We start from the raw sequence: 26,730 nt of genomic DNA, 5'->3' as shown, positions 1-26,730 counted from the left end.
GCTACGATTTATTTAGTCTTGCGACTCTTCTTCGCCTGCGGCGTCTGCCTGTTGGCTATCGGTTGCATCATCCGGCTCGGCTGCCGCATCCAGCACGGTGCCCTCGATTTCAGCGCCCTCTTCACCTTCGTACTCTTCGCCCTCGATCTCCGATGGCTCCTGCACACGCTCCAGGCCCACCAGGGTTTCATCGTTGGCCAGCTTGATCAGGGTCACGCCCTGAGTGTTACGGCCCAGGCTCGACACTTCGTCGACCCGAGTACGAACCAGGGTGCCCTGATCGGAAATCAGCATGATTTCCTCACCGTCCAGCACCTGCACCGCACCAACCAGGCGACCGTTACGCTCGTTGCTGACCATGGCGATAACGCCCTGTCCGCCACGCTTGTACTCGGGGAACTCGCTGATGGCCGTGCGCTTGCCAAAACCACGCTCGGAAGCGGTGAGAATCTGGCTGCCTTCTTCCGGGATCAGCATGGAGATCAGTTTCTGGCCTTCGGCCAGACGCATGCCGCGCACACCGCGGGCGGTACGGCCCATGGCACGCACGTCGGACTCCTTGAAGCGAGTCACCTTGCCACCGTCGGAGAACAGCATCACTTCGCGCTCGCCATCCGTGATGGCGGCACTGATCAGCACATCGCCTTCGTCCAGCTCCAGGGCGATCAGACCGACGCTGCGCTGACGGCTGAAGGATTCCAGCGGGGTCTTCTTCACGGTGCCGTTGGCGGTAGCCATGAAGATGTAGTGACCTTCGGTGTATTCCTCGACCGGCAGCATGGTGGTGATGTATTCGCCATCGTCCAGCGGCAGCAGGTTCACCAATGGACGGCCGCGAGCGGCGCGGGATGCTTCGGGAATCTCGTAAGTCTTGAGCCAGTACACCTTGCCCTTGCTGGAGAACAGCAGCAGCGTGGTGTGGCTGTTGGCAACCAGCAGGTGAGCGATGTAGTCCTCATCCTTGACGCCGGTAGCCGACTTGCCCTTACCGCCGCGACGCTGAGCCTGGTAGGCAGCCAGCGGCTGGGTCTTGGCATAGCCGCCGTGGGAGATGGTCACCACGCGCTCTTCTTCCGGAATCATGTCGCCCAGGGTCAGGTCGAGACGGGCATCAAGGATCTCGGTGCGACGGGCATCGCCGTATTCGGCACGGATCACTTCCAGCTCTTCGCGGATCACTTCCATCAAGCGCGTAGCGCTGTTGAGGATGCGGATCAGCTCGCCGATCTGGTTGAGGATCTCCTGATACTCGGCCAGCAGCTTCTCGTGCTCGAGGCCGGTCAGGCGGTGCAGACGCAGCTCCAGGATGGCTTGCGCCTGCTCCGGGGACAGGAAGTACTTGCCATCGCGCAGACCGTACTGCGGATCAAGGTTTTCCGGACGGCAGGAATCCGCGCCGGCGCGCTCGACCATGGTCATGACCGCGCTGGACTCCCACGGCGTGCTGATCAGCGCTTCCTTGGCTTCCGACGGTGTTGGCGAGGCCTTGATCAGGGCAATGACCGGGTCGATGTTGGACAGGGCAACGGCCTGGCCTTCAAGGATATGGCCACGCTCACGGGCCTTGCGCAGCTCGAACACGGTGCGGCGGGTCACGACTTCGCGACGGTGACGAACGAAGGCTTCCAGCAGGTCCTTGAGGTTGAGGATCCGCGGACGACCGTCGATCAGCGCCACTATGTTGATGCCGAACACTGCCTGCAGTTGGGTCTGGGCGTAGAGGTTGTTGAGGATCACCTCAGGCACTTCGCCGCGACGCAACTCGATCACTACGCGCATACCGTCCTTGTCGGACTCATCGCGCAGCTCGGTGATACCTTCGAGTTTCTTCTCTTTCACCAGCTCGGCGATCTTCTCGATCAAGCGAGCCTTGTTCAGCTGGTAAGGCAGCTCGGTGATGACGATCTGCTGGCGGCCACCGACCTTGTCGATGTCTTCGATGATCGAGCGGGCACGCATGTAGATGCGGCCACGGCCAGTACGATAGGCCTCGATGATGCCTTCACGACCGTTGATGATCGCCGCGGTCGGAAAGTCCGGACCGGGGATGTATTGCATCAGATCGTCAACGCTCAGCTCGGGGTTGTCGATCAGCGCCAGGCAACCGTCGATGACTTCACCGAGGTTGTGCGGCGGAATATTGGTCGCCATGCCCACGGCGATACCGCTGGAACCGTTGACCAGCAGGTTGGGGATCTTGGTCGGCATGACCGCCGGGATCATCTCGGTGCCGTCGTAGTTCGGCACCCAGTCCACGGTTTCCTTGTGCAGGTCGGCCAACAGCTCGTGCGCCAGCTTGGTCATGCGCACTTCGGTGTATCGCATGGCCGCCGCGTTGTCGCCGTCGACCGAACCGAAGTTACCCTGGCCGTCTACCAGCAGGTAGCGCAGGGAGAATGGCTGGGCCATACGAACGATGGTGTCGTACACCGCGGTATCACCATGCGGGTGATACTTACCGATCACGTCACCGACAACACGGGCAGATTTCTTGTACGGCTTGTTCCAGTCGTTACCGAGCTCGCTCATCGCGTAGAGCACACGCCGGTGCACGGGCTTCAAGCCATCGCGCGCATCAGGCAGTGCCCGCCCGACGATTACGCTCATCGCGTAGTCGAGATAGGACTGTTTCAGCTCGTCTTCGATATTGACCGGGAGGATTTCTTTGGCCAGTTCGCCCATGAGAAGCCTGATTCCTTTTTCTGGTGAAACTTCGTCACATCCATATGGGACGAACGAAGCTCGCCGCTGCAGGCCTAGTGCCATGCACCGACTTACGACAAATCAACAAGTTATGCCATGGATTTGCGCAGTGAAGGCGGCCGCATCGGACCACCTTGGAAACCGCCGGATGTTATCACAATCGCCGCCACGCACCTATCCCCCAGACGCGCATGGAGCATAGTTAGTTGACCGGTGACAGCCTGATAAGAGACGAGAGAGCCTCAGAGGACAAATTCGTACGCATTTGACCGGTTTTTGCTGACTGGACAGCCGCCCCGGGAAGTCGCCACCGACCATTTCCGCGGACCACGGTCAATGCAAGCGCTTGCGACACATCAATTGCACCATCTTGGCGGCGTCCGGACGCTCGACAACTCCCTTCTCGGTGACGATGGCATCGATCAGGTCCGCCGGGGTCACATCGAATACCGGATTGAAGACTTCCACCAAGGCACCCAGCGATTGCCCGCCGACATCCAGCAGCTCACTGCCTTCGCGCTCTTCCAGAGGAACATCCTCGCCACTGACCAGGGTCATATCAATGCTCGAACTGGAGGCCACCACCATGAAGCGCACGCCATGGTGCATGGCATTGACCGCCAGTTGATAAGTGCCGATCTTGCTCGCCACATCACCATTGGCGCAGATCCGATCAGCGCCGACCACCACCCAGGTCACCCCCTTGGTCTTCATGATGTGCGCGGCCGCGGAGTCGGCATTGACGGTGCACGCAATCCCCTCATGGGCCAGCTCCCAGGCGGTCAAGCGCGAGCCTTGCAGCCAGGGCCGCGTTTCATCGACATAGACCCGCTCGACCATGCCTTCCAGCCACGCCGCACGGATCACCCCCAGCGCAGTGCCGAAACCGCCGGAGCCCAAGGCGCCGGTGTTGCAGTGAGTCAACAGGACCTGGGGATTGCCCTGATGCCGGCGAATCAGCTCCACGCCCAATTGGGCCATGGTCAGATTGGCCTCCCGATCGCTTTCGTGGATCGCCAGCGCCTCGGCTTCCAGGGCCGCCAGTGGACTGGCCTGATCCTTGACCCGATCCAGGCGCTCGCGCATGCGATTCAGGGTCCAGAGCAAATGACCACCGGTTGGGCGCGAGTCCGCCAGCAGGTTGAAATCCTCTTCCAGGGCTGCCAGCCAGTCACCGCCCGCGGCAAGGCGCGCGCCCACCGCCAGGACCACGCCATAGGCCGCGCAGATGCCAATGGCCGGCGCACCGCGCACCACCATCGAGCGAATCGCCTCAACCACCCCGGCCACACTGTCGCATGCAACCCAGACTTGCTCGCGGGGCAATTTCCGCTGATCGAGCAGGTACAGAGTGCTATCTCGCCATTCAATGGCCTTGACCTTCTCCGCAGCCAACAGACGATCGCGCATCCCTCACCCCGTACTCATGAACAAAAGCGGCCGATTATAGCGATCACCCCGCCAGGACGCTCGGGTATACTTCGCCATCCTTTATATGAAGCCCTGGACCGATATTCGATGCCAAACCGTGACATTGCGCTCGACCTGCTGCTGTTGCCGACCTGGTTGGTACCGGTGGAGCCGGCCGGGGTCGTGCTCAAGGACCACGGGCTGGGCATCCGCGACGGCCGCATCCACTTCATCGGGCCACGCAGCGAAGCCTTGAAGTGCCGCGCCAGCGAAATCCGCGAGCTGCCCGGCATGCTGCTCAGCCCCGGTCTGATCAACGCCCATGGGCACGCGGCCATGACCCTGTTCCGTGGCCTGGCCGACGACCTGCCACTGATGACCTGGCTGGAGAAGCACATCTGGCCCGCCGAAGCCAAGTGGGTGGATGAAGCCTTCGTCCGTGACGGCACCGACCTGGCCATCGCCGAACAGATCAAAGGCGGTATCACCTGTTTCTCTGACATGTACTTCTTCCCAAAGGTTGCCAGTGAACGGGTGCACAACAGCGGCATTCGTGCACAGATCGCCATGCCGATCCTGGACTTCCCCATCCCCGGCGCCCACGACGCCGACGAAGCCATTCGTCAGGGAGTGGAACTGTTTGGCGACCTCAAGCATCACCCACGGATCAAGATCACCTTCGGCCCCCACGCCCCCTACACCGTGGGCGACGAAAACCTGGAAAAGATTCGGGTGATCGCTGAAGAGCTCGACGCTTCGATCCACATGCACGTGCATGAAACCGCATTCGAGGTGCAGCAATCCCTGGAGCAGCGCGGTGAGCGGCCGCTGGCGCGCCTGGCTCGCCTCGGACTGCTGGGACCGCGCTTCCAGGCCGTTCACATGACCCAAATCAGCGATGACGACCTGGCTTTACTGGTAGAAACCAACACCAGCGTCATTCATTGCCCGGAGTCCAACCTGAAACTGGCCAGCGGCTTCTGCCCGGTGGAGCGCCTGTGGCAGGCCGGTGTCAATGTTGCGCTGGGCACCGATGGCGCGGCCAGCAACAACGATCTGGATCTGCTGGGGGAGACTCGCACCGCAGCCCTGCTGGCCAAGGCCGTGGCCGGATCGGCAACCGCCCTGGACGCCCATCGCGCGCTGCGCATGGCCACCCTCAACGGCGCCAGGGCCATGGGCCTGGAAAGCGAAGTCGGCTCCCTGGAAATCGGCAAGGCCGCAGACCTGGTGGCCTTCGACCTGTCCGGACTGGCCCAGCAACCGATTTACGACCCGGTGTCGCAACTGATCTACGCCACCGGCCGGGACTGCGTCAGGCACCTGTGGGTCGCCGGCAAGCAACTGCTGGAGGACCGGCGCCTGACCCGCCTCGATGAACAACAGCTTGGCGCCACCGCCCGCAGCTGGGGCCAGCGCATCGGCGGCCACACCCAATAACCCGGGCCTTGAGCGGATGCTCGAGGCCCAACACAGCATTCATTAGCTTTGGAGCACCACCCATGAGCAACGTCGACCACGCTGAAATCGCCAAATTCGAAGCCCTGGCCCATCGCTGGTGGGACCGCGAAAGCGAATTCAAGCCCCTGCACGACATCAACCCGCTGCGGGTCAACTGGATCGATGAGCGGGTCGGCCTGGCGGGCAAGAAAGTCCTCGACGTCGGCTGTGGCGGCGGCATCCTCAGCGAAGCCATGGCCCAGCGTGGCGCCACCGTAACCGGCATCGACATGGGCGAGGCCCCCCTTGCCGTGGCACAACTGCACCAGCTGGAATCCGGCGTCAACGTCGAGTACCGGCAGATCACCGCCGAAGCCCTGGCCGAGGAAATGCCCGAGCAATTCGACGTGGTCACCTGCCTGGAGATGCTCGAACACGTTCCCGATCCTTCATCGGTCATCCGTGCCTGCTTCCGCATGGTCAAGCCCGGCGGCCAGGTGTTCTTCTCGACCATCAACCGCAACCCCAAGGCCTACCTGTTCGCCATCATCGGTGCGGAATACATCATGAAGCTGCTGCCCCGCGGCACTCACGATTTCAAGAAATTCATCCGCCCCTCGGAGCTTGGCGCCTGGAGCCGCTCCGCCGGCCTGACCGTCAAGGACATCATTGGCCTGACCTACAACCCGCTGACCAAGCACTACAAGCTGGCGGCGGACGTTGACGTCAACTACATGATCCAGACCCTGCGAGAGGAGTGAGACATGGCTATCAGAGCCGTTCTTTTCGATATGGATGGCACCCTGCTCGATACTGCGCCGGACTTCATCGCGGTCTGCCAGGGCATGCGCCATGATCGCGGCTTGCCACCGATCAACGATCAGCACATTCGCGACGAAGTCTCCGGCGGCGCCAAGGCCATGGTGGCAGTGACCTTCTCCATGGATCCGGAATCCCCGGGCTTCGAAGAACTGCGCCTGGAGTTCCTCGAGCGCTACCTCGCGCATTGCGCCGTGCACAGCCGGCTCTTCGACGGCATGGCCGAGCTGCTGGCCGATATCGAAAAAGCCAATCTGATCTGGGGCGTGGTCACCAACAAGCCGCTGCGCTTCGCCGAACCGATCATGCAGCAACTGGGACTGGCCGAGCGCTCGGCGCTGCTGATCTGCCCTGACCACGTCAAGAACAGCAAGCCCGATCCGGAGCCGCTGATCCTGGCGTGCAAGATGCTCGACCTGGACCCGGCCAGCGTCCTGTTCGTCGGCGACGACCTGCGAGACATCGAGTCCGGCCGCGACGCCGGCACCAAGACTGCCGCAGTGACCTATGGCTACATCCATCCGGACGATAACCCCCGGCACTGGGGCGCCGATGTGGTGATCAATCACCCGCTGGAACTGCGCCAGGTTCTGGATAACGCATTGTGCAGCTGCTGAGCAGCGGCATTCCCGGCTAAGCGCCGGGAACGCTCCATTTTCTGTTGAGGCCCTTTATGTTTGATTACTCCGCTCGCCCCGAACTGCTCAAGGATCGGGTCATCCTGGTCACCGGCGCCGGCCGCGGCATCGGCGCCGCCGCCGCCAAGACCTTCGCTGCCCACGGCGCCACGGTACTGTTGCTGGGCAAGACCGAAGCCAACCTGACCGAGGTCTACGACGCCATCGAAGCCGCGGGCCACCCTCAGCCTGCGGTGATCCCGTTCAACCTGGAAACCGCCCTGCCACACCAATACGACGAGCTGGCGGCGATGATCGAGACCGAGTTCGGCCATCTCGACGGCCTGCTGCACAACGCCTCGATCATTGGCCCTCGCACACCGATGGAGCAGTTGTCGGGGGAAAACTTCATGCGGGTGATGCAAGTCAACGTCAACGCGATGTTCATGCTGACCAGCACCCTGCTGCCCTTGCTCAAGCTGTCCCAGGATGCCTCGGTGGTCTTCACCTCCAGCAGCGTCGGACGCAAGGGGCGGGCCTATTGGGGGGCTTACGGCGTGTCCAAGTTCGCCACCGAGGGCCTGATGCAAACCCTGGCCGATGAGCTGGATACCGTGGCCCCGGTTCGCGCCAACAGCATCAACCCCGGCGCCACCCGCACCAGCATGCGGGCCCAGGCCTACCCCGGGGAAAACCCGAGCAACAACCCGACACCGGAAGAGATCATGCCGGTCTACCTGTACCTCATGGGCCCGGACAGCGCCGGGATCAACGGCCAGGCTTTCGACGCGCAGTAACCCCTCCCGTTCGTCGCGCCAGAATACTGGCGCGATGCCTCTACCGCTCCCGGTTCTCGGGGGTTCTCAAGCCAAACAAGTGTCGCTTGAGGCGACATGCCTTCCGAAACAATCACCAACCATTTGAATTAAAACGAGTTTTATTCAGATGAACCGAATGGCACGAGTTTCGCTCTAAGAACACTCAACGCACAGTGCATCAACACTGTGGTAACCGGCTTGCGCCAAGGGCTTTCTAGCCAATGGCGAGCGGCATAAAATGCGCGCAATTGTCCTACGGGACTGAAGGAACAGTATGACGCGCAGCTCCGAGCCGCTCTCACCCAGGCAGTAACAGCGTACACAGTGCTCAGGGGGCTCAAGCTCAGATGAAAACACCTTCCCAGACCAACGCAATTGACTTCGATAGCGCGAAATTGCAACGCCTGGGTTTTGGCCAACAGACACCGCCGGTCAAGCACCCCATCAGCCTCGGACAATTGCGCCAGCAACTGAGCCTGCAACTGCAGACCAGCCTTGAGCCACAACGCATCCTCGGCCTGTTCTTTCGCGAAGCGCAAAGACTGGTCCCCCTTGATGCCCTGCGCTATGAGCACGCCCCCAGTGATCTGCGCCTGGAATTTGGCCAGCGCGGGCACCACTCCATCAGCTACAGCCTGAGCCATGAAGGCGAGCCCATGGGCGAACTGGTGTTCCGGCGCAACCAGCGTTTCAGCGACAGCGAACAGGGCAGCCTGGAGTCGTTGCTGTCCACCCTGCTGTACCCCATGCGCAACGCCCTGCTGTATCGCGCCGCCACCCGCAGTGCACTGCGCGATCCGCTGACCGACACCGGCAACCGCATCGCCATGGACCAGACCCTGCAACGGGAAATCGAGATGGCTCGCCGCCACCAGCTACCACTGTCATTGCTGATGCTGGATATCGATCACTTCAAGCGGATCAACGACAGCTACGGCCACAGTACCGGCGACGAAGTGCTCAAAGCCGTGGCGGCCTCGATCAAGGCGCAGTTGCGCAATGTGGACATGGTGTTTCGCTTTGGCGGGGAGGAGTTTCTGATCCTGCTTTCCAACACTGGGCGCGAGGCCGCAGCAATGGTGGGAGAACGGCTGCGACATGCCGCGCAAGCGCAGGAGTATCGAGCCGATGACCACTCAATCGAACTGACGGTGAGTCTGGGCTGCTCGACCCTGCTGCCGGGAGAGTCCGCCGAGAGCCTGTTGCGTCGCGCCGACAGCGCGCTGTACGTGGCCAAGCGCGAAGGCCGCAATCGCCTGGCGATGGCCGGCTAGACGCCGGCCCACACCTCACAAGCAGTGGCGGGCAACGCCATCGTCACAAGCGCCCCGCGCCGGCGACCAGCGACCTGCCCGCACCTCCTGCCTTACCCCTCGACCAGCGCGAGACGCTCGCGGGTTACCGTGGTCTTTTCCTGCTGCATGCAACGTTCCAGGAACAGGAACATGTAGTCATAGCTTTTGCAGATCGCCTGCCGCAGCTCGGCTTGCAGCGCCTTGCTCGGATTCAGGCCCGCCAGGGTGACAATGATCTCCAACGCTTCCCAGGGATGAGCATCATCGTACTGGGCATGCATCTTCAGCCACTTCATGGCGCGCTTGCGCTCCTCTTCCGGGAACGCGGCAGCGTAGACACCACTGGAGCAAACCAGGGCCGACCATTCGCCCGTCGCCCCTTCGATGGCGTAGTTGGTGGCCGCAATAGCCACGATCAGCGAATCCGCAGAGCTGGTGTGCCAGCACCAATGACTCAGGGCATGCAGTTCCGGTGGCACTTGCTGGGCCTGCAAGTCCTCCAGGGTCACACCGTGGGCCCGACTCCAGTGCACCCAGTAATCGGCATGATTGAGTTCGACACGAATGTTGCGCATCAGCCAGCGGCGCGCCATGTCCTCGCCGGGGTGGCGGGCAAAACGGGTCTTGGTCAGGTTCTGCGCCATGTACAGGGCAAACTGCTCAACCACCGGCCAGCCGCCGATCAGGTACTGGCGCATGACTTTGGCGCTGAGCTTGTTGTCGCGCATGCGCTGGTACAGCTCATGCTCCACCACACGGCGCTTGCTCTCGCTGCAGTCCTGGATCAATTGCTGGGTCCAGGCGGGGTAGCTGGCAGCTTCCATGAGCGGGCCGGTTCGGTTGAATGTGTCGATCACTGTCGGACTCCTTTTGATTGTGATGTGCGGACCCAAAAGAGGTTTCAACGGAAGGTGCCGGGCGCCTTGAACAACAAGGGCCGTGGTCGCACGGGTCGACACTGCAGGCTGTCACAGGTAAACAATTGCGGGCGTTCAACAATGTAGCCTTGAGCATAATCCACGCCGATCTCAAGCAAGGCCTGCTCGATCTGCGGTGTTTCAACAAACTCGGCAATCGTGCGCTTACCCATGACATGCCCGATGTGATTGATCACTTCGACCATGGCGCGGTTAATCGGGTCGTCCAGCATATCCTTTACGAAACTTCCATCGATCTTGAGGAAGTCTACAGGCAAATGTTTGAGATAAGCGAACGACGACATTCCCGCACAAAAGTCGTCCAGGGAAAAATGACAGCCCAAGCCCTTGAGTTCATTTATAAAACGGATCGCACTGCCCAAATTGGCAATCGCACTGGTTTCAGTAATTTCAAAACAGATCATCTGCGGCGGTACGCCATAGACGATGAACTGCTCCCTCAGGAAGTCGAGAAACTCGTCGTCGCCAATGGTGATCCCCGACAAGTTGATCGCGCACATGGCCATGGGCCCTTCACGCCCCTCGGCAATGCACTGGGCAATGACCTTGAACACGTTCTGCACCACCCAGCGATCCAGAGAGGTCATCAGGCCGTAGCGCTCCGCCGCCGGGATAAAGCTGTCCGGCAGGATCATCCTGCCCGCCTCGTCGTGCAGACGCAGGAGAATCTCGACATGCCCACCCTCACGCTCGGCATGACCCAAGGCCGTGATCTCCTGGGAATAGAGGCAGAAACGGTTCTCCTCGAGAGCCATGTGCAGGCGCTGGACCCAGGCCATTTCGCCGAATCGCAGGGAAAGCTCCGAATCGTCGGCATGGTAGACCTGGACCCGGTTGCGTCCTTTTTCCTTGGCCATGTAGCAGGCCATATCCGCCGCCCGCAATGACGCCTCAAGGGTCGTCGGGGTCTGGGCGATGTGCACCAGACCGATACTCACCGTGGTGACGAACGGCCGGCCCTTCCAGACAAAGTGCAGATTCTGCACTGTCTGACGCAGCCCTTCGGCAATCTTTTCCGCCGCCTCCGGCGAGCAGTTTTCCAGGAGAATCCCGAACTCGTCGCCCCCCAGCCGCGCCAGGGTGTCACCTTCGCGCAGCCCCGACTGCAGCAGCGCACAAATATGTCGCAGCAACTCGTCTCCGGCGGCATGACCACAGGTGTCGTTGACCAGCTTGAACTGGTCCAGATCCAGGAACATCAACGCGTGCCGGGCCGGCTGGCGGATCAGGTTGTGCAGGGCCTGCTCCAGGCGGAACTCGAACTCGCGGCGGTTGGCCAGCCCGGTCAGTGCATCGTGGGTCGCCTGCCAGGACAGATTGGCGATGTACTGCCGCTCCTGGGTCATGTCATGCAGCACCAGCACCGTGCCACTGACCTTGCCGGCATTACGGATTGGCGCCCCCACCAGGGTCACCGAGACCGTGCTGCCATCCAGGCGCTGGATCAGCTTGGAATGTTCGCTGCCACCGCTGAGCTGGCCGCTGAGAATGTGCTCGATCAGGGTGAACCCATCGGTCTGGGCGTTCTCATCCAGCAGATTGAACAGCGCGGCCAGGGGCAATCCCACCGCCTGCTCGGCCTTCCAGCGGGTCAACTCTTCCGCGGCCGGGTTCATATAGGCAATGGCGCCCTCGACATCCGTGGTGATTACCCCATCGCCAATCGATTGCAGGGTAATCTGCGCGCGCTCCTTCTCCAGTTGCAAGGCGTCGGCAAAGGCATGGCGCTGGGCCAGCAGCTTGTGGGTGCGCAGCAACGCCAGGGCAATCAGGACCAACGCCGTGGCCAGGTTGGTCACCAGCAACAGGCGCAAGATCACCCGCGAGCCCTCTCCCAGGGCGTCGCTGAAGGCCTTGGCCGCCGGCGTCACCCCATCGTTGATGGCAAAGATCTGACCCTTCCAGCGCTTGACGTCGGCTTCGCTGGCGCTGTTGCTGCCGATCCCCTGGTGCATCTCTCGGGCCACCGTATCGAGCTGCAGCAGGTAGCCGTCACCCACCGTCCACAAATCGATGGCCTTTTCCAGATAGCTGAAATGGCGGAAGTTGAGATACAGCCAGATCAGGCTGGGGACGTCATCCGGGTGATTGCCGCCCTTGAGGATCCCCAGCCGCGCCGCCTCAAGATCCGGCGGCTGGCGATCCAGGGCCACCCGCAGCTCATGCCCGCCCTGAGGCACGGCTATGGCGTTCTGGTATTTGAGAAAGGTGCCTTCGTCGCGGCTGTCGGCGTACAGATTGAGGTAGTAGATGGCGTCCTTCTGCCCTTTGGACCACAGGCTTTCGCCAGCCACGTAACCACGCACTGCCGACAGGACATAGAGGCTAAGGCCGCCCAACAAGGCTTGGAATAACACCACGGCGATAAAGGGCCAGACGATGCCCAACAACCGCGGCGTTGCGAAAGTCCGCTTTTGCTTCATGAGGGTCCTTGCTCGCGCACTGCCAAATGAACACCCAGTAGTCCCGCCCCAGCCAGCACAGATTAGGCCAATTTCCTCAGATCCGACGCAAGGCGAGCTGCAAGCGGATCTGACCAGCAGGAGGAAACGGCCGCTGCCTCACGCTGAAACGGTTATTCCACCAGGAAATTCAAGCACTAAGCACAGAAAGCCGGATAAAACTCAAGACTATCGAACCTGCTGCAGATGCCCGTAAAGCTTGGCATAAAGGCCGCCATCGGCAATAAGCTGCTGATGGTCGCCATCTTCGGCAATCTGCCCGCCATCGAACACCAAAACCCGGTCTGCCTGTTTTACCGCCGACAGGCGATGAGCAATGATCAGCGTAGTCCGCCCACGCAGAAAGCGCGTCAAGGCCTGATGCAGGTTGTATTCGGTGGCGGCATCCAGGGCTGAGGTGGCCTCGTCCAGGATCACCACCTTGGGCTCGGCCAGGACCATCCGTGCAATGGCCAGGCGCTGGCGCTGGCCACCGGACAAACGCACCCCGGAGCGTCCGACCACGCTGTCCAGTCCCTGCGGCAAGGCCCTGACGGTGGCGTCCAACTGGGCAATTTCCAGAGCCTGCCAGCAGGCGCTGTCACTGCGCTCGCGCCCCATGGTCAGGTTGGCGCGAATGGTGTCGTTGAACAGCGCAGGATGCTGCAGCACCACGGCGACGTTATCGCGCACGGTTTCCAGGCCGATTTCCTGCTGGGTCGCACCACCAAAACGGATCACGCCGGTCTGCGGCGTGTACAACCCCAGCAGCAGCTGCACCAGGGTGCTCTTGCCACCGCCACTGGCGCCGACGATGGCCACCTTTTCGCCAGGCGCAATGGACAGGTTCAGGTTGTCCAGCACCCGTTCATCGCCGTAACCGAAGCTCAGGCCGCGGACCTCGATGCCCACGGTTTCGCAGCCCAGGAACGGATCCGTACCACCGCTGTACTGCGGCTCGTCGGCCCGCGCCAGCAACTCGTTGATCCGGGTCAGGGCCCCGCCGGCGGCGTAGTAGGCGTATTGCAGGTTCAGCAACTGCTCCACCGGGCCGATCATGAACCACAGGTAGCTGAACACCGCCAGCATCTGGCCGATGGACAGGTCGGAGAACAGCACCGTGAGCATCGCGGCGGCGCGGAAGATATCGATGCCGAACTGAAACAACAGGCCGCTGGCCCGGCCCGAGGCATCGCTCTTCCACTGCGAGGCCACGGCATAATCGCGCACCTCTTCGGCACGCCGCCCCAGGCGACCGAGAAAGTAGCCCTGACGGTTGCCGGCTCGAATTTCCTGAATCGCCTCCAGCGTCTCGGTCAGCGCCTGGGTGAACCGCGAGGTGCTGTCGTTTTCCAGTTTTTTCAGGTGCTTGACCCGCTTGCCCAGTTGCACCGTGGCAAAGATCACCAGCGGGTTGAACAGCAGGATCAGCAGCGCCAGCTTCCAGTGCATCCACATCAGGATGCCCGCCGTGCCCACCAGGGTCAGCATGGCCACCAGGAACCGGCTCAGGGTTTCCCCGACGAACTTGTCCACGGTGTCCAGATCGGTGACCAGGTGGATGGTCACCGTGCCGCCCCCCAGGCTTTCGTATTCCCCCAGGGAAATACGCTTGAGCCGCTCGATCAGGCGCACCCGGATCCGGTAGACGATGTCCTTGGCCAGCCCGGCAAACAGCCGCGCCTGGACCACGTTGAACACCAGGGCGGAGCAACGCAGGATCAGGGTCGCCAGCAGCATCAGGCCGATGTAGCCCGCCGCGCTCTGCCAACCGCCCGGCAGCAGGCGGTTCATCACTTGCAGCGCAGCGTCGCCATGCCCCAGCAGCACCTCGTCCACCAGCAATGGCAGCAACAGCGGAATCGGCACACTGCACAGCGTTGCCAGCACGGCCACGCCGTTGGCGATCCACAGCGACTTCCGGTGGTGCAGGGCCAGACGGCGGATCTCACCCCAGCTCAGACGATCGACGGTTTTGCCGGGGATGCTGGATTCGACCGGCTCAGGCACAGGCGGCGCGCTCCAGCCAGCGGCCAAGCAACGGCGACAACTCGCTCAGCGGCTGATAGCCATTGGTCAGCAGCGCCAACTGGCCGTTGCGCTCTGCCAGCAAGGTCGGAAATCCGGCGATTCCCAGGTCCTGGACCCAGGTGAAGTCCGCCGCCGTGGCCGCGTGCTGCTCGGCCCGGTCGAAGGCTTCGGCGAACTCGATCCGCGGAACCCCGGCCTGCTCCGCCAGCTCGACCAGCACACTGGCCAGGGTGACATCACGGCCTTCGACATAGAACGCCCGCTGGATCAGCCCCAGCAGCCTCCAGGCGCAGTCCGGGGCCAGGCTCCGGGCGGTGACGATCGCCCGGCAAGCCGGCTCGGTGTCGTAGACAAAGCCATCGGGCAAGGCGCCTTCGAAGGTGAACGGCTGGCCTGTAGCCTGCTGCACCGCCTGCCAGTGCTCAAGAATGTAGCGCCGGGTGTTGGGTTCCAGCGCCGAGCCGCTCCCGGTGCGCAAGCCGCCCACCACCAGATGCAGCTCGACACCGGCAGCCTGGGCCTGCTCTGCCAGGGCCTGGGCCACGGGCGCAAAACCCCAGCACCACGAACACATCGGGTCCATCACATAGAGCAGGCGGGCAGACATGGCTCAAGCCTCGGAGGAAGATTGCTTGTAGTTGTAACCGATCGGGTGCGGCATGTTGCGCGCCTTGGCCAATTCGATCTGCTTCTGCCGGTCGATGGCACTGCGGCGGGTCTTCTCGCTCAGCTTGTCCCAGCAATGCGGGCAGCTGATGCCGGGCACATAGTGCTCGGACGCCCGATCCTCGACGCTCACCGGAGTCCGGCAGGCATGACATTGATCGTAGTCGCCTTCGCTCAAGTCGTGGCGAACGGTGACCCGATTGTCGAACACGAAGCAATCGCCCTGCCACTTGCTCTCCTCTTGTGGCACCTCTTCGAGGTACTTGAGGATCCCGCCCTTGAGGTGGAACACCTCGTCGAAGCCCTCGCTGAGCATGTAGCTCGAAGCCTTCTCGCAGCGGATGCCGCCGGTGCAGAACATCGCCACCTTCTTGTGCTTGCTTGGGTCGAAGTTGGCTTTGATGTAGTCCGGAAACTCGCGGAAGCTGGTGGTCTTGGGGTCGATGGCGCCTTCAAAGGTGCCGATGGACACTTCGTAGTCGTTACGGGTGTCGATCAGCAGCACTTCCGGATCGCTGATCAGGGCGTTCCAGTCCTGGGGCTCGACATAGGTCCCGACTTTCTTGTTGGGGTCGACGCCGGGCACGCCAAGGGTGACGATCTCTTTCTTGAGCTTGACCTTGGTGCGATAGAACGGCTGCTCGTCGCAATACGACTCTTTGTGATCGATATCGACCATGCGCGGATCGTTCTTCAGCCAGGCCAGCAGCCCGTCAATGCCTTCGCGGCTGCCGGAAACCGTGCCGTTGATGCCTTCTTCGGCGATCAGCAGGGTGCCCTTGATGCCGTTGTCGAGCATGGCCTGCAACAGGGGCTCGCGCAGGCTGACGTAATCTTCGAGGGTGACGAACTTGTACAGTGCCGCCACGACAATGGGTTGTGTCATGGGAAATCTCTCCAGGTGGCTACCCTCGTAAAGGGTGAACCGGATGCAAAAAAAAACGCGCCGGCATAAGCGGCGCGTTGCGGATTCTATCAGAAAGGCAGCCTCAAGCTCCAAGCGGCAAGCCGCACCTGAGTGACCTCAGAACTGCGGCGAGACGCACCCGCTCCTATCGACCACCGGCGCAAGTCGGCGAGGCCGGAGCCACACCGATCTTCGACCACTCCTCGGGGGTGTAGGTGTGCAGCGCCAACGCATGGAACTGGCCCATCAGCTCACCGAGGGTGGCGTAGACCTTCTGGTGACGCTTGACGCTGTTGAGGCCGGCGAACTGCTCGCTGACCAGTACCGCCTTGAAGTGGGTTTCCAGGCCACGGCTGTGCATGTGGCTTTCATCCAGCACTTGCAGGTGCTCGGGCTGCAAGGCCGCGAGCGCCGCTTCGATACGTTGTTGCATGGTCATTGCGGGCTCCGCTTACTTCTTCTTCGCCGGGGCCGCCTTGGGCTCGAGCTCGGCGGTCATGTCGGCCAGCAGCTTGTTCACCACCGGCACCGCGCTTTCCAGCTTGGCCTGGGTCATCTGCGCCGATTGCTGGGTCAGCTGGGGCATTTTTTCCAGGACTTTCTTGCCCAGTGGCGACTGGTAGAACGCGACCAGGTCCTTGAGCTCGGACTCGCTGAAGTTGCTGGTGTAGAGCTTGACCATGTCCGGTTTCAGCTTGTTCCAGCCAATGGCCTGATCCAGCGCGGCGTTGGCCTTGGCCTGGTAGGTTTCCAGCAGAGCGCGCTTGGATTCCGGGGCTTTGGTCTGTTCAAAACGCTGGGCGAACATTTGCTGGACTTGCATGTACACCGGCGTACCGAGCTTGTCCGCATGGGCCAGGGTCAGGAAGGCCTCGGCACTGGCGTTGTGGCTGGCGGTATCGGCAAGAACCTGGCCGCTGGCACACACCAGAACAACCGCGGTACAGATGGCACGAAAACGGGTCATCGAGTTTCCTTTTCTAGCAGGCGAGGTAAAACCCCAAGGGCGCCCATTCTGCGCCTATTAATCCGCGTCCCTCAACCCCACGCCCCAGCGACCCCGGTTTTGCCCGGATAACCGACACAAAACCTCCGCGCACGGAACCCGGGCCGCAGATCAGGGCCTAAACTGGCCAGTCAGACTTGGAGGAATGTCACGATGAATCGAATCGAAACCGACAGCCTGGGCCAGGTTGAAGTCCCGGAACAAGCCTATTGGGGCGCACAGACCCAGCGCTCGCTGATCAACTTCGCCATCGGCAACGAGCGCATGCCCCTGGCCGTGCTGCATGCCCTGGCCCTGATCAAGAAAGCCGCCGCCCGGGTCAATGATCGCAATGGCGATATCCCCGCCGACATCGCCCGGCTGATCGAACAGGCAGCCGACGAAGTGCTGGCCGGCGAGCATGACGATCAGTTCCCCCTGGTGGTGTGGCAGACCGGCAGCGGCACCCAGAGCAACATGAACGTCAACGAGGTCCTGGCCGGGCGGGCCAACGAACTGGCGGGCAATCCCCGGGGCGGCAAGTCTCCTGTGCACCCCAACGATCATGTCAACCGCTCGCAAAGCTCCAACGACTGCTTCCCCACCGCCATGCACATCGCGGCGGCCCAGGCCGTGCAGTTCCAACTGCTGCCGGCGATCACCGAGCTGTCCGGCGGCCTGGCCGAACTGTCGGCCCGGCACATGAAGCTGGTGAAGACCGGACGCACCCACATGATGGACGCCACGCCCATTACCTTCGGTCAGGAAATCTCCGCCTTCATCGCTCAACTGGGCTACGCCGAACGGGCCATCCGCAGCGCCTTGCCGGCGGTCTGCGAACTGGCCCAGGGCGGCACCGCGGTGGGCACCGGGCTGAATTCGCCCCACGGCTTCGGTGAAGCCATTGCCGCCGAACTGGCCGCGCTGTCCGGCCTGCCGTTCGTCACCGCCCCCAACAAGTTCGCCGCCCTGGCCGGCCACGAGCCGCTGACCACCCTGTCCGGCGCACTGAAAACCCTCGCGGTGTGCCTGATGAAAATCGCCAACGACCTGCGCCTGCTGGGCTCTGGCCCGCGGGCGGGGCTGGCCGAAGTCAAGCTGCCGGCCAACGAACCGGGCAGCTCGATCATGCCCGGCAAGGTCAACCCGACCCAGTGCGAAGCCCTGTCGATGCTCGCCTGCCAGGTGATGGGCAACGACGTGGCGATCGGCTTTGCCGCCAGCCAGGGCCATCTGCAGTTGAACGTGTTCAAGCCGGTGATCATCCACAACCTGTTGCAATCGATCCGCTTGCTGGCCGACGGCTGCAGCAACTTCCAGCAGCACTGCATCGCCGGGCTGGAACCGGATCCCCAGCAGATGGCCGCGCACCTGGAACGCGGCCTGATGCTGGTGACCGCGCTGAACACCCACATCGGCTACGACAAGGCCGCCGAGATCGCCAAGAAGGCCTACGCCGAAAACCTGACCCTGCGCGAAGCGGCGCTGGAGCTGGGCTACCTGACCGATGAGCAGTTCGATGCCTGGGTCCGCCCGGAAAACATGCTGGAGGCCGGAAAACAGGGTTAGCGCGGCGTCTTGTTCGCTGGCCAGCCAGTCCCTACAGACGGGTTGCTGCAGGAACTGACTCGCCAGCGCAGCTCACCCCGCCGCGATCCGCTGCCGCCGGGCGCGCAACCCCGCCATCAATGACGGCCCCAGGGCCGTCAGCGCCGACCCCAGCACCACCAGCAACGCCCCGCCATAACCCAGGCCGTTGATCTGTTCGGCCTGCACATGCTCCGGCCAGACCCAGGCCGCCCACGCCACCGCGGCAAAGGTCACCAGGGGCGTGATCGCCAGGGTCGCGCTGACCCGCGACGCCTCCCAATGCGCCAGGGCCTCGGCAAAGGCACCGTAGGCGATCAGGGTATTCAGGCAACAGGCGAGCAACAGCCAGCCTTGCAGGGGGCTCAGCTCCAGGGCTTCCAGCGGGTGTACCCAGGGCGTCAGCAACAAGGCGCAGAACAGGTAGATCACCATCATCACCTGCAAGGAATTCCACACGCTCAGCAGCTGCTTCTGGCCCAGGGCATAGAAGGTCCAGACCGCGGAAGCGGCGAGAATGGTCAGAACGCCGGCGGTGTAGTCACTGAGCGAGGTCAGCAGCTCGGTCAGCCGTTGATTGAAGAACAGCCCGAAGCCAATCAGCAGCACCAGCAACCCCAGTCCCTGCCCCAGGCTGAACCGCTCCTTAAACACAAACACACTGGCGATCAGCAACAGGATCGGTCCCATCTGCACCACCAGTTGCGCGGTGCCCGGGCTCAGCAGGTTCAGGCCCATCAGGTACAGCACGTAGTTGCCCACCAGGCCCAAGACCGAGATCGGTACCAGCCATATCCCTTTCGGGCCGAGCAAGCGCCAGCGTGGCAGGCGCCTGACCGCCGCCAGATAGAGGAACAGGCAGCCGCCGGACACCAGCAGGCGAAACCAGGTCACGGTGACCGGGTCCATCACCAGCAGCACTTGCTTGAGCTTGATGGGCAGGATGCCCCACAACAGCGCGGTCAACAGGGCCAGGAACAGACCGTAGACCCAACGACCGGACGAGACGTGCATGCGAACCCCAAAAAGCCGTGCCAGTGAGGTGCACATTCTAGGCCCGCGCCAACCCTCGACACAGTGACAGTTGGCGACCCAGCGCAAACAGAATTGTGCAGGTCGCAAACCGGCCCCGCAGGAGCCGGCTTGCCGACTCCGCGAAAACTAGCGCACGGCTTCGAACAGCCCCGTGGCGCCCATGCCACCGCCCACGCACATGGTGACAATGCCGTAACGCAGGTTGCGCCGCTGCAATTCACGCACCAGATGCCCGACCTGGCGCGAGCCGGTCATGCCGAACGGGTGGCCGATGGAGATCGAGCCGCCATTGACGTTGTACTTGGCGTTGTCGATCTCCAGGCGGTCGCGGGCATACAGGCACTGCGAGGCAAATGCCTCGTTGAGTTCCCACAGATCGATGTCATCCACCTTCAGGCCCTTGGCCTTGAGCAGCTTGGGCACCGAGAACACCGGGCCGATGCCCATCTCGTCCGGCTCGCAGCCGGCGACGGTAAAGCCACGGAAGAACGCCTTGGGCTTGAGCCCCAGGGCCAGGGCCCGTTCCAGGCTCATCACCAGGGTCATGGAGGCGCCATCGGACAGCTGCGAAGAGTTGCCCGCGGTCACCGAACCGTCCTCGGCAAACACCGGCTTGAGGGCCGCAAGGTTTTCCAGGGTGGTATCCGGGCGGTTGCAGTCGTCACGATCCACTACACCGTCGAGCATCTGTACTTGCCCGGTGTGCTTGTCCTCGACGTGGTACTTGACCGTCATCGGCACGATCTCGTCGCGAAACAGGCCGTCGGCCTGGGCCTGGGCGGTACGCTGCTGGCTTTGCAGGGAATACCGGTCCTGGGCTTCACGGCTGACGTTGTAGCGCCGGGCCACCACCTCGGCGGTCTGGCCCATGGGGAAGTAGATGCCCGGCACCTGCTCCTTGAGCAGCGGGTTGATCAGGTTGTCGGTGTTGACGCTCTTCATGGTCAGGCTGATGGATTCGACACCACCGGCAACGATGATGTCGCTGCAGCCGGAGGCGATCTGGTTGGCGGCGATGGCGATCGCCTGCAGGCCCGAGGAGCAGAAACGGTTGAGGGTCATGCCCGCCGTGCCGGTACCCAGGGCCGAGAGCACCGCGACGTTGCGGCCGATGTTGAAGCCCTGGGCCCCTTCATTGGAACCGGCGCCGACGATGCAGTCCTCGACGCTGGCCGGATCGATGCCATTGCGGGCGAGCAGCGCATTGACGCAGTGCGCGGCCATGTCATCCGGACGGGTCTGGTTGAACTTGCCGCGAAAGGACTTGGCCAGGCCAGTCCGTACGCTATCGACGATCACCACTTCACGCATGACGCACCTCATTGTTGTTGGCAGCAGGAAGAGCCTCGAGCATAGATGCCCCTCCCTCGCCGCCGCGACAATCATTCACTGGGCGTATGCGCGACCATCGGCCTACTTCTTGTCCTTCCGGTCTTTCTTGTCGTGCTTGTCGGAGCGCTCGAAGGCGGCTTCCAGGGCACGGTTGATGGTGCGCAGAACCTTGACCCGGGCCCAGCGCTTGTCGTTGGCTTCCACCAGGGTCCAGGGCGCCACTTCGGTACTGGTACGGTCGACCATGTCGCCGACGGCAAGACGGTAATCGCCCCATTTATCGCGGTTGCGCCAATCGTCCTCGGTGATCTTGAAGCGCTTGAAGGGAATCGCCTCCCGCGCCTGGAAACGCTCCAGTTGCGTGTCCTTGTCGATGGCCAGCCAGAACTTCACCACGATCACCCGGGCATCGGCCAACTGCTCCTCGAAGTCGTTGATCTCGCTGTAGGCCCGCAGCCAGTCCGCGGGCTGGCAGAAGCCCTCGACCCGCTCCACCAGGACCCGGCCGTACCAGGAACGATCGAAGATGGTGAACTTGCCGCGCGCCGGAATATGCCGCCAGAAACGCCAGAGATAGGGCTGCGCGCGTTCGTCTTCAGTGGGCGCGGCAATCGGCACGATGCTGTATTGGCGCGGGTCCAGGGCCGCGGCGACCCGACGAATGGCGCCGCCCTTGCCCGCCGCGTCATTGCCCTCGAAGACCGCCACCAGGGCGTGCTTGCGCATGCGCTTGTCCCGCAGCAGACCGGCCAGGCGCGCCTGCTCGGTAATCAACTGCTCCTCGTAGTCGTCCTTGTCCAGGTGCTGGGTCATGTCCAGGCTATCCAGCAGACTCAGCTCATCCACCGCTGTCGGCAACGGCGCGGCGTTGACCTGGGCCGGTCTCAGCGGCTGGCGGTTCAAGGCATTCTGCAGGCCCTCCAGAAGGATCCGGCCCACGGTAAGGCTGCGGTAATGCGGATCGACACCCTCGATCACATGCCAGGGCGCATAGTCGCGACTGGTACGCCGCAGGACCCGTTCGCCGTACTTGACGAACTTGTCGTAGGTTTCTGACTGCTGCCAGTCCAGCGGGCTGATGCGCCAGCTGTGCAGCGGATCATCCTGCAAGGACTTGAGGCGGTCCTTCATCTGTTTCTTGGACAGGTGAAACCAGAACTTGAAGATCAGCGCGCCTTCATCGCAGAGCATCTTTTCCAGGCGTTCGGCGCCATTGATCGCCTGGTCCAGGCGCGGGTCCTTGATCTCGCCATGCACCCGGCCCTGGAGCATCTGGCTGTACCAGTTGCCGAAGAACACCCCCATGCGGCCCTTGGCCGGAAGCATCCGCCAGTAGCGCCAGGCCGGTGGTCGCGACAGTTCTTCATCGGTCTGCTGGTCGAAGGTGCGCACTTCGATCAGCCGCGGGTCCATCCATTCGTTGAGCAGCTTGACCGTCTCGCCCTTGCCCGCGCCCTCGACGCCATTGATCAACACAATCACCGGAAACCTGGCCTTCTGGCGCAGCTCGAACTGCGCCTCGAGCAAGGCCTCGCGCAAGGCCGGCACTTCGGCATCGTAGGTTTCTTTGTCGATGGCGTGACCGATTTCAGCGGATTCGAACATGGGTGGCTCCTTCCAAGAATTGTCCAAGACTAGCGGATCGGCCTCGGCCAAGGAAAACAAATCCCCGACCCCGCTCAGCCTTGCCGTGGATCAGGCACGGCGCCGGCGATCGGCTAGAATGGCCGCCTTGCGCCAGACGAGCCGAACATGACACCTGAACTGCCCCACGCCCAGCTCGACTGGGACGACCAAGGACGCCCGCGCTCGCGGGTCTTTGATGACGTGTACTTCTCCAGCGACTCGGGCCTGGAGGAAACCCGCCATGTGTTCATTGAACAGAACCGCCTGCGGGAACGCTTTGCCGCCTTGAATGCCGATGCGCGATTCGTCATCGGTGAAACCGGCTTCGGCACCGGGCTGAACTTTCTCTGCGCCTGGCAGTTGTTCCGGCAGCAGGCGCCGGCCACTGCACGGCTGCATTTCGTCAGCGTGGAAAAGTACCCCCTGAGTCCGGCCGATCTGCAACGGGCCCTGGCCCTGTGGCCGGAACTGACGGAACTGAGCCAGCAGTTGCTCAAGCACTACGTCGCCGTGCACGGCGGTTTCCAGCGCATCGTGCTGGACGACGGCCGGGTCACCCTGACCCTGCTGATCGGCGACGCCCTGGAACAATTGCCGCAACTGGACGCACAGATCGACGCCTGGTTTCTCGACGGCTTCGCCCCGGCGAAGAACCCCGACATGTGGACCCCGGAACTGTTCGCCGAACTGGCGCGCCTGGCGGCACCGGGTTCCACCCTCAGCACCTTTACCAGCACCGGCTGGGTACGCCGCCTGTTGAACGCGGCGGGTTTCAAGATGAAGCGCACCCCAGGCATCGGTCGCAAGTGGGAAGTGCTGCGCGGCGAATTCCTGGGCTGGCCCGAGGACAGTCCATCGCCGGCACAGGCCAAGCCGTGGTTCGCCCGCCCACCGGCCCAGGCCAAAACCGCCCTGGTGATCGGCGGCGGCCTGGCCGGCTGCTCCAGTGCGGCCAGCCTTGCCGCCCGCGGCTGGCAGGTGCAATTGCTCGAACGCCACGAACAACTGGCCCAGGAAGCCTCGGGCAATCCGCAAGGGGTGCTCTACCTCAAGCTCTCCGCCCACGGCACTGCGCTATCGCAAATGATCCTCAGCGGTTTCGGCTACACCCGGCGCCAGCTGGAACACCTGCAACGTGGCCTGGACTGGGACGGCTGCGGGGTACTGCAACTGGCCTTCAACCCCAAGGAAGCCGAGCGCCAGGCGCAGTTGGCCGCGGCCTTCCCCGCCGACCTGCTGCGGCGGCTGGGCCAGCCAGAGGCCCAGGCCCTGGCCGGCATAGGCCTGGAACACGGCGGCCTGTTCTACCCCGAAGGCGGCTGGGTGCATCCGCCAGCGCTGTGCCAGTGGCAGGCCGATCATCCGCAGATCCAGGTCCTGGCGCACCGGGAGGTGCTGGAGTTACGCCGGGTCGATCAGCAATGGCAAGCCTGGGACGGCGAACGGATGCTGGCCAGTGCGGCGGTGGTGATCCTTGCCGGTGCCGCCGAAATCAGGCGCTTCCCGGCCAGTGCCGAATTGCCCCTCAAGCGCATTCGCGGGCAGATCACCCGCCTGCCGCAGACTGCGCAAAGCCAGAGCCTGGCCACCGTGGTCTGCGCCGAGGGTTACGTCGCTCCGCCGCGCCTTGGGGAGCACACCCTGGGCGCCAGCTTCGACTTCAAGAGCCAGGACCTGACCCCGACCAGCGCCGAGCATGCCGGCAACCTGGACATGCTGCGGGAAATCTCCAGTGATCTGCTGCAACGCCTGAACGCCGAGCAACTGCCCCTGGACCGCCTGCAAGGTCGTGCGGCCTTCCGTTGCACCAGCCCGGACTACCTGCCCATCGTCGGCCCCCTGGCGGACCCGGCAGCGTTCGCCGACACCTACGCCGCCCTGGGCAAGGACGCGCGCCAGGTGCCGGACCTGCCCTGCCCCTGGCTCGATGGCCTGTACATCAACAGCGGCCACGGTTCTCGCGGCCTGATCACTGCGCCACTGTCCGGCGAACTGCTGGCCGCCTGGCTGGAAAACGAGCCGCTGCCACTGCCCAGGAGCGTGGCCGAAGCCTGCCATCCCAATCGCTTTGCCCTGCGCCGCCTGATTCGCGGCAAGGCCTGAGACAGAGCGCCAACCCCGGGTGTTGAAGAGCGCCGCCGGCCCTTGGCCGAACGCAAAACCGCTCTTCACGCCTCAGCACCACCGGCCGGCTTATAACCGATCGGTCTAAAACTCCCGAGTTATGCACAGGTCAGTTTCCAGGTAGCCGCCGTTTTGGCGACTGCGGATCGACTCTCCCCAACGGAAAAACCGGTAAGGACTTATGTGCGGATTAGCTGGCGAATTACGCTTTGATCATCAACCTGCCGACCTGGCAGCGGTTGAACGAATCACTCATCACCTGGCCCCCCGTGGCCCCGACGCCTGGGGCTTTCACAGCCAGGGCCCGATCGCCCTGGGCCATCGACGACTGAAAATCATGGACCTGTCGGACGGCTCGGCGCAGCCCATGATCGACAACCAACTGGGCCTGTCCCTGGCCTTCAACGGCGCGATCTACAACTTCCCCGAATTGCGCGCCGAACTGGAAGCCCGGGGCTACGCCTTCCATTCCGGCGGTGACACCGAAGTGCTGCTCAAGGGCTATCACGCCTGGGGCGCCGACCTGCTGCCCAAGCTCAACGGCATGTTCGCCTTCGCCATCTGGGAGCGCGACGCCCAGCGCCTGTTCATCGCCCGCGACCGCCTCGGGGTCAAGCCTCTGTACCTGTCGCGCACCGGCCAGCGCCTGCGCTTCGCCTCAGCCCTGCCGGCCTTGCTCAAGGGCGGCGACATCAACCCGATTCTCGATCCGGTGGCGCTCAATCACTACCTGAACTTCCACGCCGTGGTGCCGGCGCCCCGCACCTTGCTGGCGGGCATCGAGAAACTGCCACCGGCCACCTGGATGCGCATCGAAGCCGACGGCCGCACCGACCAGCAGACCTGGTGGTCCCTGCCCTACGGCCCCCGTGCCGACGAAACCCAGCTGACCCTGGAAGACTGGACTGACCGGGTGCTCGATAGCACCCGCGAGGCAGTGGCCATCCGTCAGCGGGCGGCGGTGGATGTCGGCGTGCTGCTGTCCGGCGGTGTCGATTCCAGCCTGCTGGTGGGCCTGCTGCGAGACGTCGGGGTGGACGACCTGTCGACCTTCTCCATCGGCTTCGAGGATGCCGGCGGCGAACGCGGCGACGAGTTCCAGTACTCGGACCTGATTGCCCGCCACTACGGCACCCGGCATCACCAGTTGCGCATCGACGAGGGCGAGATCATCGACCAGTTGCCGGCGGCGTTCCGCGCCATGAGCGAACCGATGGTCAGCCACGATTGCATCGCCTTCTATTTGTTGTCCCGAGAAGTGGCCAAGCACTGCAAGGTGGTGCAAAGCGGCCAAGGCGCCGACGAACTGTTCGCCGGCTACCACTGGTACCCGCAGGTAGACGGCGCCAGCGACCCGTATGCTGCCTACCGTGCGGCCTTCTTCGATCGCAGCTACGACGACTACGCGGCCACCGTGCAGCCGCAATGGCTGACGGCACACGACGCCGCCGGCGACTTCGTCCGCGAGCATTTCGCCCAACCCGGCGCCGACGCGCCTATGGACAAGGCCCTGCGCCTGGACAGCACGGTGATGCTAGTGGATGACCCGGTCAAACGTGTGGATAACATGACCATGGCCTGGGGCCTGGAGGCGCGCACGCCCTTCCTCGACTACCGCCTGGTGGAGCTGTCGGCCCGGGTGCCGGCACGCTTCAAGCTGCCGGACGGCGGCAAGCAGGTGCTCAAGGAAGCGGCGCGGCGGGTGATCCCCAGCGCGGTCATCGACCGCAAGAAAGGCTACTTCCCGGTGCCGGGCCTCAAGCATTTGCAGGGCGACACCCTGAACTGGGTGCGTGAACTGCTGCTGGACCCGAGCCAGGATCGCGGCCTGTTCAACCCGGCCATGCTCGATCGCCTGCTGACCGATCCCCAGGGCCAACTGACCCCACTGCGCGGCTCCAAGCTGTGGCAACTGGCGGCCTTGAACCTGTGGCTCAGCGAACAAGGAATCTGACC

Annotated in this window: 20 protein-coding genes; 8 read left to right on the top strand and 12 right to left on the bottom strand. The window is 63.1% G+C overall.

Going from position 1 to position 26,730, the window contains the following annotated elements; genetic code table 11:
• Positions 1 to 12: 12 nt before the first annotated feature.
• Together gyrA and mtnA are read right to left on the bottom strand one after the other, a co-directional pair.
• Positions 13 to 2,682 carry a DNA gyrase subunit A gene (gene gyrA / locus L1O02_RS09195; RefSeq protein ID WP_060840451.1) on the bottom strand — a complete coding sequence of 890 codons (2,670 nt, stop codon included), beginning with the start codon at positions 2,680 to 2,682 and terminating at the stop codon, positions 13 to 15.
• A 354-nt stretch (positions 2,683 to 3,036) separates the two neighbouring features.
• Positions 3,037 to 4,113, bottom strand: a complete 1,077-nt coding sequence (mtnA, locus tag L1O02_RS09190) for an S-methyl-5-thioribose-1-phosphate isomerase (RefSeq protein ID WP_108546080.1) — start codon at positions 4,111 to 4,113, stop codon at positions 3,037 to 3,039.
• Positions 4,114 to 4,221: 108 nt separating this feature from the next.
• Here mtnA and L1O02_RS09185 point away from each other — a divergent pair, with 108 nt between their 5' ends.
• The 5 genes from L1O02_RS09185 (at position 4,222) to L1O02_RS09165 (ending at position 9,081) form a co-directional block, all read left to right on the top strand.
• Positions 4,222 to 5,553, top strand: coding sequence for a TRZ/ATZ family hydrolase (locus L1O02_RS09185; protein ID WP_060840453.1), 1,332 nt, complete (start codon positions 4,222 to 4,224; stop codon positions 5,551 to 5,553).
• Positions 5,554 to 5,615: 62 nt separating this feature from the next.
• A complete protein-coding gene (gene ubiG / locus L1O02_RS09180; protein WP_016964097.1) occupies positions 5,616 to 6,314 on the top strand; it encodes a bifunctional 2-polyprenyl-6-hydroxyphenol methylase/3-demethylubiquinol 3-O-methyltransferase UbiG in 699 nt (232 codons plus the stop codon).
• A 3-nt stretch (positions 6,315 to 6,317) separates the two neighbouring features.
• Positions 6,318 to 6,989, top strand: coding sequence for an N-acetylmuramic acid 6-phosphate phosphatase MupP (gene mupP, locus L1O02_RS09175; protein ID WP_060840454.1), 672 nt, complete (start codon positions 6,318 to 6,320; stop codon positions 6,987 to 6,989).
• Positions 6,990 to 7,045: 56 nt separating this feature from the next.
• Entirely contained in the window at positions 7,046 to 7,786 is a 741-nt protein-coding gene (locus L1O02_RS09170; RefSeq protein ID WP_235759787.1) for a YciK family oxidoreductase, read from the top strand.
• A 368-nt stretch (positions 7,787 to 8,154) separates the two neighbouring features.
• Positions 8,155 to 9,081: a GGDEF domain-containing protein gene (locus tag L1O02_RS09165; protein WP_060840456.1), complete on the top strand. Its 927-nt coding sequence runs from the start codon at positions 8,155 to 8,157 to the stop codon at positions 9,079 to 9,081.
• A gap of 92 nt (positions 9,082 to 9,173) precedes the next feature.
• Here L1O02_RS09165 and L1O02_RS09160 read toward each other — a convergent pair whose 3' ends face one another.
• The 7 genes from L1O02_RS09160 to L1O02_RS09130 form a co-directional block, all read right to left on the bottom strand.
• Entirely contained in the window at positions 9,174 to 9,959 is a 786-nt protein-coding gene (locus tag L1O02_RS09160; RefSeq protein WP_060840457.1) for an iron-containing redox enzyme family protein, read from the bottom strand.
• A 44-nt stretch (positions 9,960 to 10,003) separates the two neighbouring features.
• Complete coding sequence (locus tag L1O02_RS09155; protein WP_060840458.1) at positions 10,004 to 12,463, bottom strand: EAL domain-containing protein; 2,460 nt, start codon at positions 12,461 to 12,463, stop codon at positions 10,004 to 10,006.
• 207 nt (positions 12,464 to 12,670) lie between these two features.
• Complete coding sequence (locus tag L1O02_RS09150) at positions 12,671 to 14,467, bottom strand: ABC transporter ATP-binding protein (RefSeq protein ID WP_181321639.1); 1,797 nt, start codon at positions 14,465 to 14,467, stop codon at positions 12,671 to 12,673.
• Between the two features lie 16 nt (positions 14,468 to 14,483).
• The gene (locus tag L1O02_RS09145) at positions 14,484 to 15,086 is read right to left on the bottom strand and encodes a DsbA family protein (RefSeq protein ID WP_173655954.1); all 603 of its coding nucleotides are present in this window, start codon (positions 15,084 to 15,086) and stop codon (positions 14,484 to 14,486) included.
• 36 nt (positions 15,087 to 15,122) lie between these two features.
• Positions 15,123 to 16,064, bottom strand: a complete 942-nt coding sequence (locus L1O02_RS09140) for a rhodanese-related sulfurtransferase (protein ID WP_060844311.1) — start codon at positions 16,062 to 16,064, stop codon at positions 15,123 to 15,125.
• A gap of 166 nt (positions 16,065 to 16,230) precedes the next feature.
• Positions 16,231 to 16,524 carry a BolA family protein gene (locus L1O02_RS09135; protein WP_060840462.1) on the bottom strand — a complete coding sequence of 98 codons (294 nt, stop codon included), beginning with the start codon at positions 16,522 to 16,524 and terminating at the stop codon, positions 16,231 to 16,233.
• A gap of 12 nt (positions 16,525 to 16,536) precedes the next feature.
• On the bottom strand, positions 16,537 to 17,052 hold the full coding sequence (locus tag L1O02_RS09130; protein WP_042940787.1) for a DUF2059 domain-containing protein: 516 nt from the start codon (positions 17,050 to 17,052) through the stop codon (positions 16,537 to 16,539).
• 192 nt (positions 17,053 to 17,244) lie between these two features.
• Here L1O02_RS09130 and L1O02_RS09125 point away from each other — a divergent pair, with 192 nt between their 5' ends.
• The gene (locus L1O02_RS09125) at positions 17,245 to 18,639 is read left to right on the top strand and encodes a class II fumarate hydratase (protein ID WP_108546082.1); all 1,395 of its coding nucleotides are present in this window, start codon (positions 17,245 to 17,247) and stop codon (positions 18,637 to 18,639) included.
• Between the two features lie 72 nt (positions 18,640 to 18,711).
• Here L1O02_RS09125 and L1O02_RS09120 read toward each other — a convergent pair whose 3' ends face one another.
• The 3 genes from L1O02_RS09120 to pap all read right to left on the bottom strand — a co-directional run bounded on the left by L1O02_RS09120 (position 18,712) and on the right by pap (position 22,629).
• A complete protein-coding gene (locus tag L1O02_RS09120) occupies positions 18,712 to 19,671 on the bottom strand; it encodes a DMT family transporter (RefSeq protein ID WP_060840464.1) in 960 nt (319 codons plus the stop codon).
• Positions 19,672 to 19,818: 147 nt separating this feature from the next.
• Positions 19,819 to 21,003 carry a thiolase family protein gene (locus L1O02_RS09115; RefSeq protein WP_060840465.1) on the bottom strand — a complete coding sequence of 395 codons (1,185 nt, stop codon included), beginning with the start codon at positions 21,001 to 21,003 and terminating at the stop codon, positions 19,819 to 19,821.
• A 102-nt stretch (positions 21,004 to 21,105) separates the two neighbouring features.
• Positions 21,106 to 22,629, bottom strand: a complete 1,524-nt coding sequence (gene pap / locus L1O02_RS09110; protein ID WP_108546083.1) for a polyphosphate:AMP phosphotransferase — start codon at positions 22,627 to 22,629, stop codon at positions 21,106 to 21,108.
• A 147-nt stretch (positions 22,630 to 22,776) separates the two neighbouring features.
• Here pap and mnmC point away from each other — a divergent pair, with 147 nt between their 5' ends.
• Positions 22,777 to 24,753, top strand: coding sequence for a bifunctional tRNA (5-methylaminomethyl-2-thiouridine)(34)-methyltransferase MnmD/FAD-dependent 5-carboxymethylaminomethyl-2-thiouridine(34) oxidoreductase MnmC (gene mnmC, locus L1O02_RS09105; RefSeq protein WP_108546084.1), 1,977 nt, complete (start codon positions 22,777 to 22,779; stop codon positions 24,751 to 24,753).
• Positions 24,754 to 24,955: 202 nt separating this feature from the next.
• Positions 24,956 to 26,728, top strand: coding sequence for an N-acetylglutaminylglutamine amidotransferase (locus L1O02_RS09100; protein WP_108546085.1), 1,773 nt, complete (start codon positions 24,956 to 24,958; stop codon positions 26,726 to 26,728).
• The last annotated feature ends 2 nt before the right edge of the window (positions 26,729 to 26,730 follow it).

The organism is Pseudomonas sp. BC42, assembly GCF_021560055.1.
Taxonomy (GTDB): Bacteria; Pseudomonadota; Gammaproteobacteria; order Pseudomonadales; family Pseudomonadaceae; genus Aquipseudomonas.
This window is presented reverse-complemented; position numbering and strand designations above follow the sequence as displayed.

Coding starts and splice junctions, on each gene's coding strand:
- gyrA (WP_060840451.1), bottom strand. CDS start 2,682: ATGGGCGAACTGGCCAAAGAAATCCTCCCGGTCAATATCGAAGACGAG.
- mtnA (WP_108546080.1), bottom strand. CDS start 4,113: ATGCGCGATCGTCTGTTGGCTGCGGAGAAGGTCAAGGCCATTGAATGG.
- L1O02_RS09185 (WP_060840453.1), top strand. CDS start 4,222: ATGCCAAACCGTGACATTGCGCTCGACCTGCTGCTGTTGCCGACCTGG.
- ubiG (WP_016964097.1), top strand. CDS start 5,616: ATGAGCAACGTCGACCACGCTGAAATCGCCAAATTCGAAGCCCTGGCC.
- mupP (WP_060840454.1), top strand. CDS start 6,318: ATGGCTATCAGAGCCGTTCTTTTCGATATGGATGGCACCCTGCTCGAT.
- L1O02_RS09170 (WP_235759787.1), top strand. CDS start 7,046: ATGTTTGATTACTCCGCTCGCCCCGAACTGCTCAAGGATCGGGTCATC.
- L1O02_RS09165 (WP_060840456.1), top strand. CDS start 8,155: ATGAAAACACCTTCCCAGACCAACGCAATTGACTTCGATAGCGCGAAA.
- L1O02_RS09155 (WP_060840458.1), bottom strand. CDS start 12,463: ATGAAGCAAAAGCGGACTTTCGCAACGCCGCGGTTGTTGGGCATCGTC.
- L1O02_RS09145 (WP_173655954.1), bottom strand. CDS start 15,086: ATGTGTTCGTGGTGCTGGGGTTTTGCGCCCGTGGCCCAGGCCCTGGCA.
- L1O02_RS09140 (WP_060844311.1), bottom strand. CDS start 16,064: ATGACACAACCCATTGTCGTGGCGGCACTGTACAAGTTCGTCACCCTC.
- L1O02_RS09135 (WP_060840462.1), bottom strand. CDS start 16,524: ATGACCATGCAACAACGTATCGAAGCGGCGCTCGCGGCCTTGCAGCCC.
- L1O02_RS09130 (WP_042940787.1), bottom strand. CDS start 17,052: ATGACCCGTTTTCGTGCCATCTGTACCGCGGTTGTTCTGGTGTGTGCC.
- L1O02_RS09125 (WP_108546082.1), top strand. CDS start 17,245: ATGAATCGAATCGAAACCGACAGCCTGGGCCAGGTTGAAGTCCCGGAA.
- L1O02_RS09120 (WP_060840464.1), bottom strand. CDS start 19,671: ATGCACGTCTCGTCCGGTCGTTGGGTCTACGGTCTGTTCCTGGCCCTG.
- L1O02_RS09115 (WP_060840465.1), bottom strand. CDS start 21,003: ATGCGTGAAGTGGTGATCGTCGATAGCGTACGGACTGGCCTGGCCAAG.
- pap (WP_108546083.1), bottom strand. CDS start 22,629: ATGTTCGAATCCGCTGAAATCGGTCACGCCATCGACAAAGAAACCTAC.
- mnmC (WP_108546084.1), top strand. CDS start 22,777: ATGACACCTGAACTGCCCCACGCCCAGCTCGACTGGGACGACCAAGGA.
- L1O02_RS09100 (WP_108546085.1), top strand. CDS start 24,956: ATGTGCGGATTAGCTGGCGAATTACGCTTTGATCATCAACCTGCCGAC.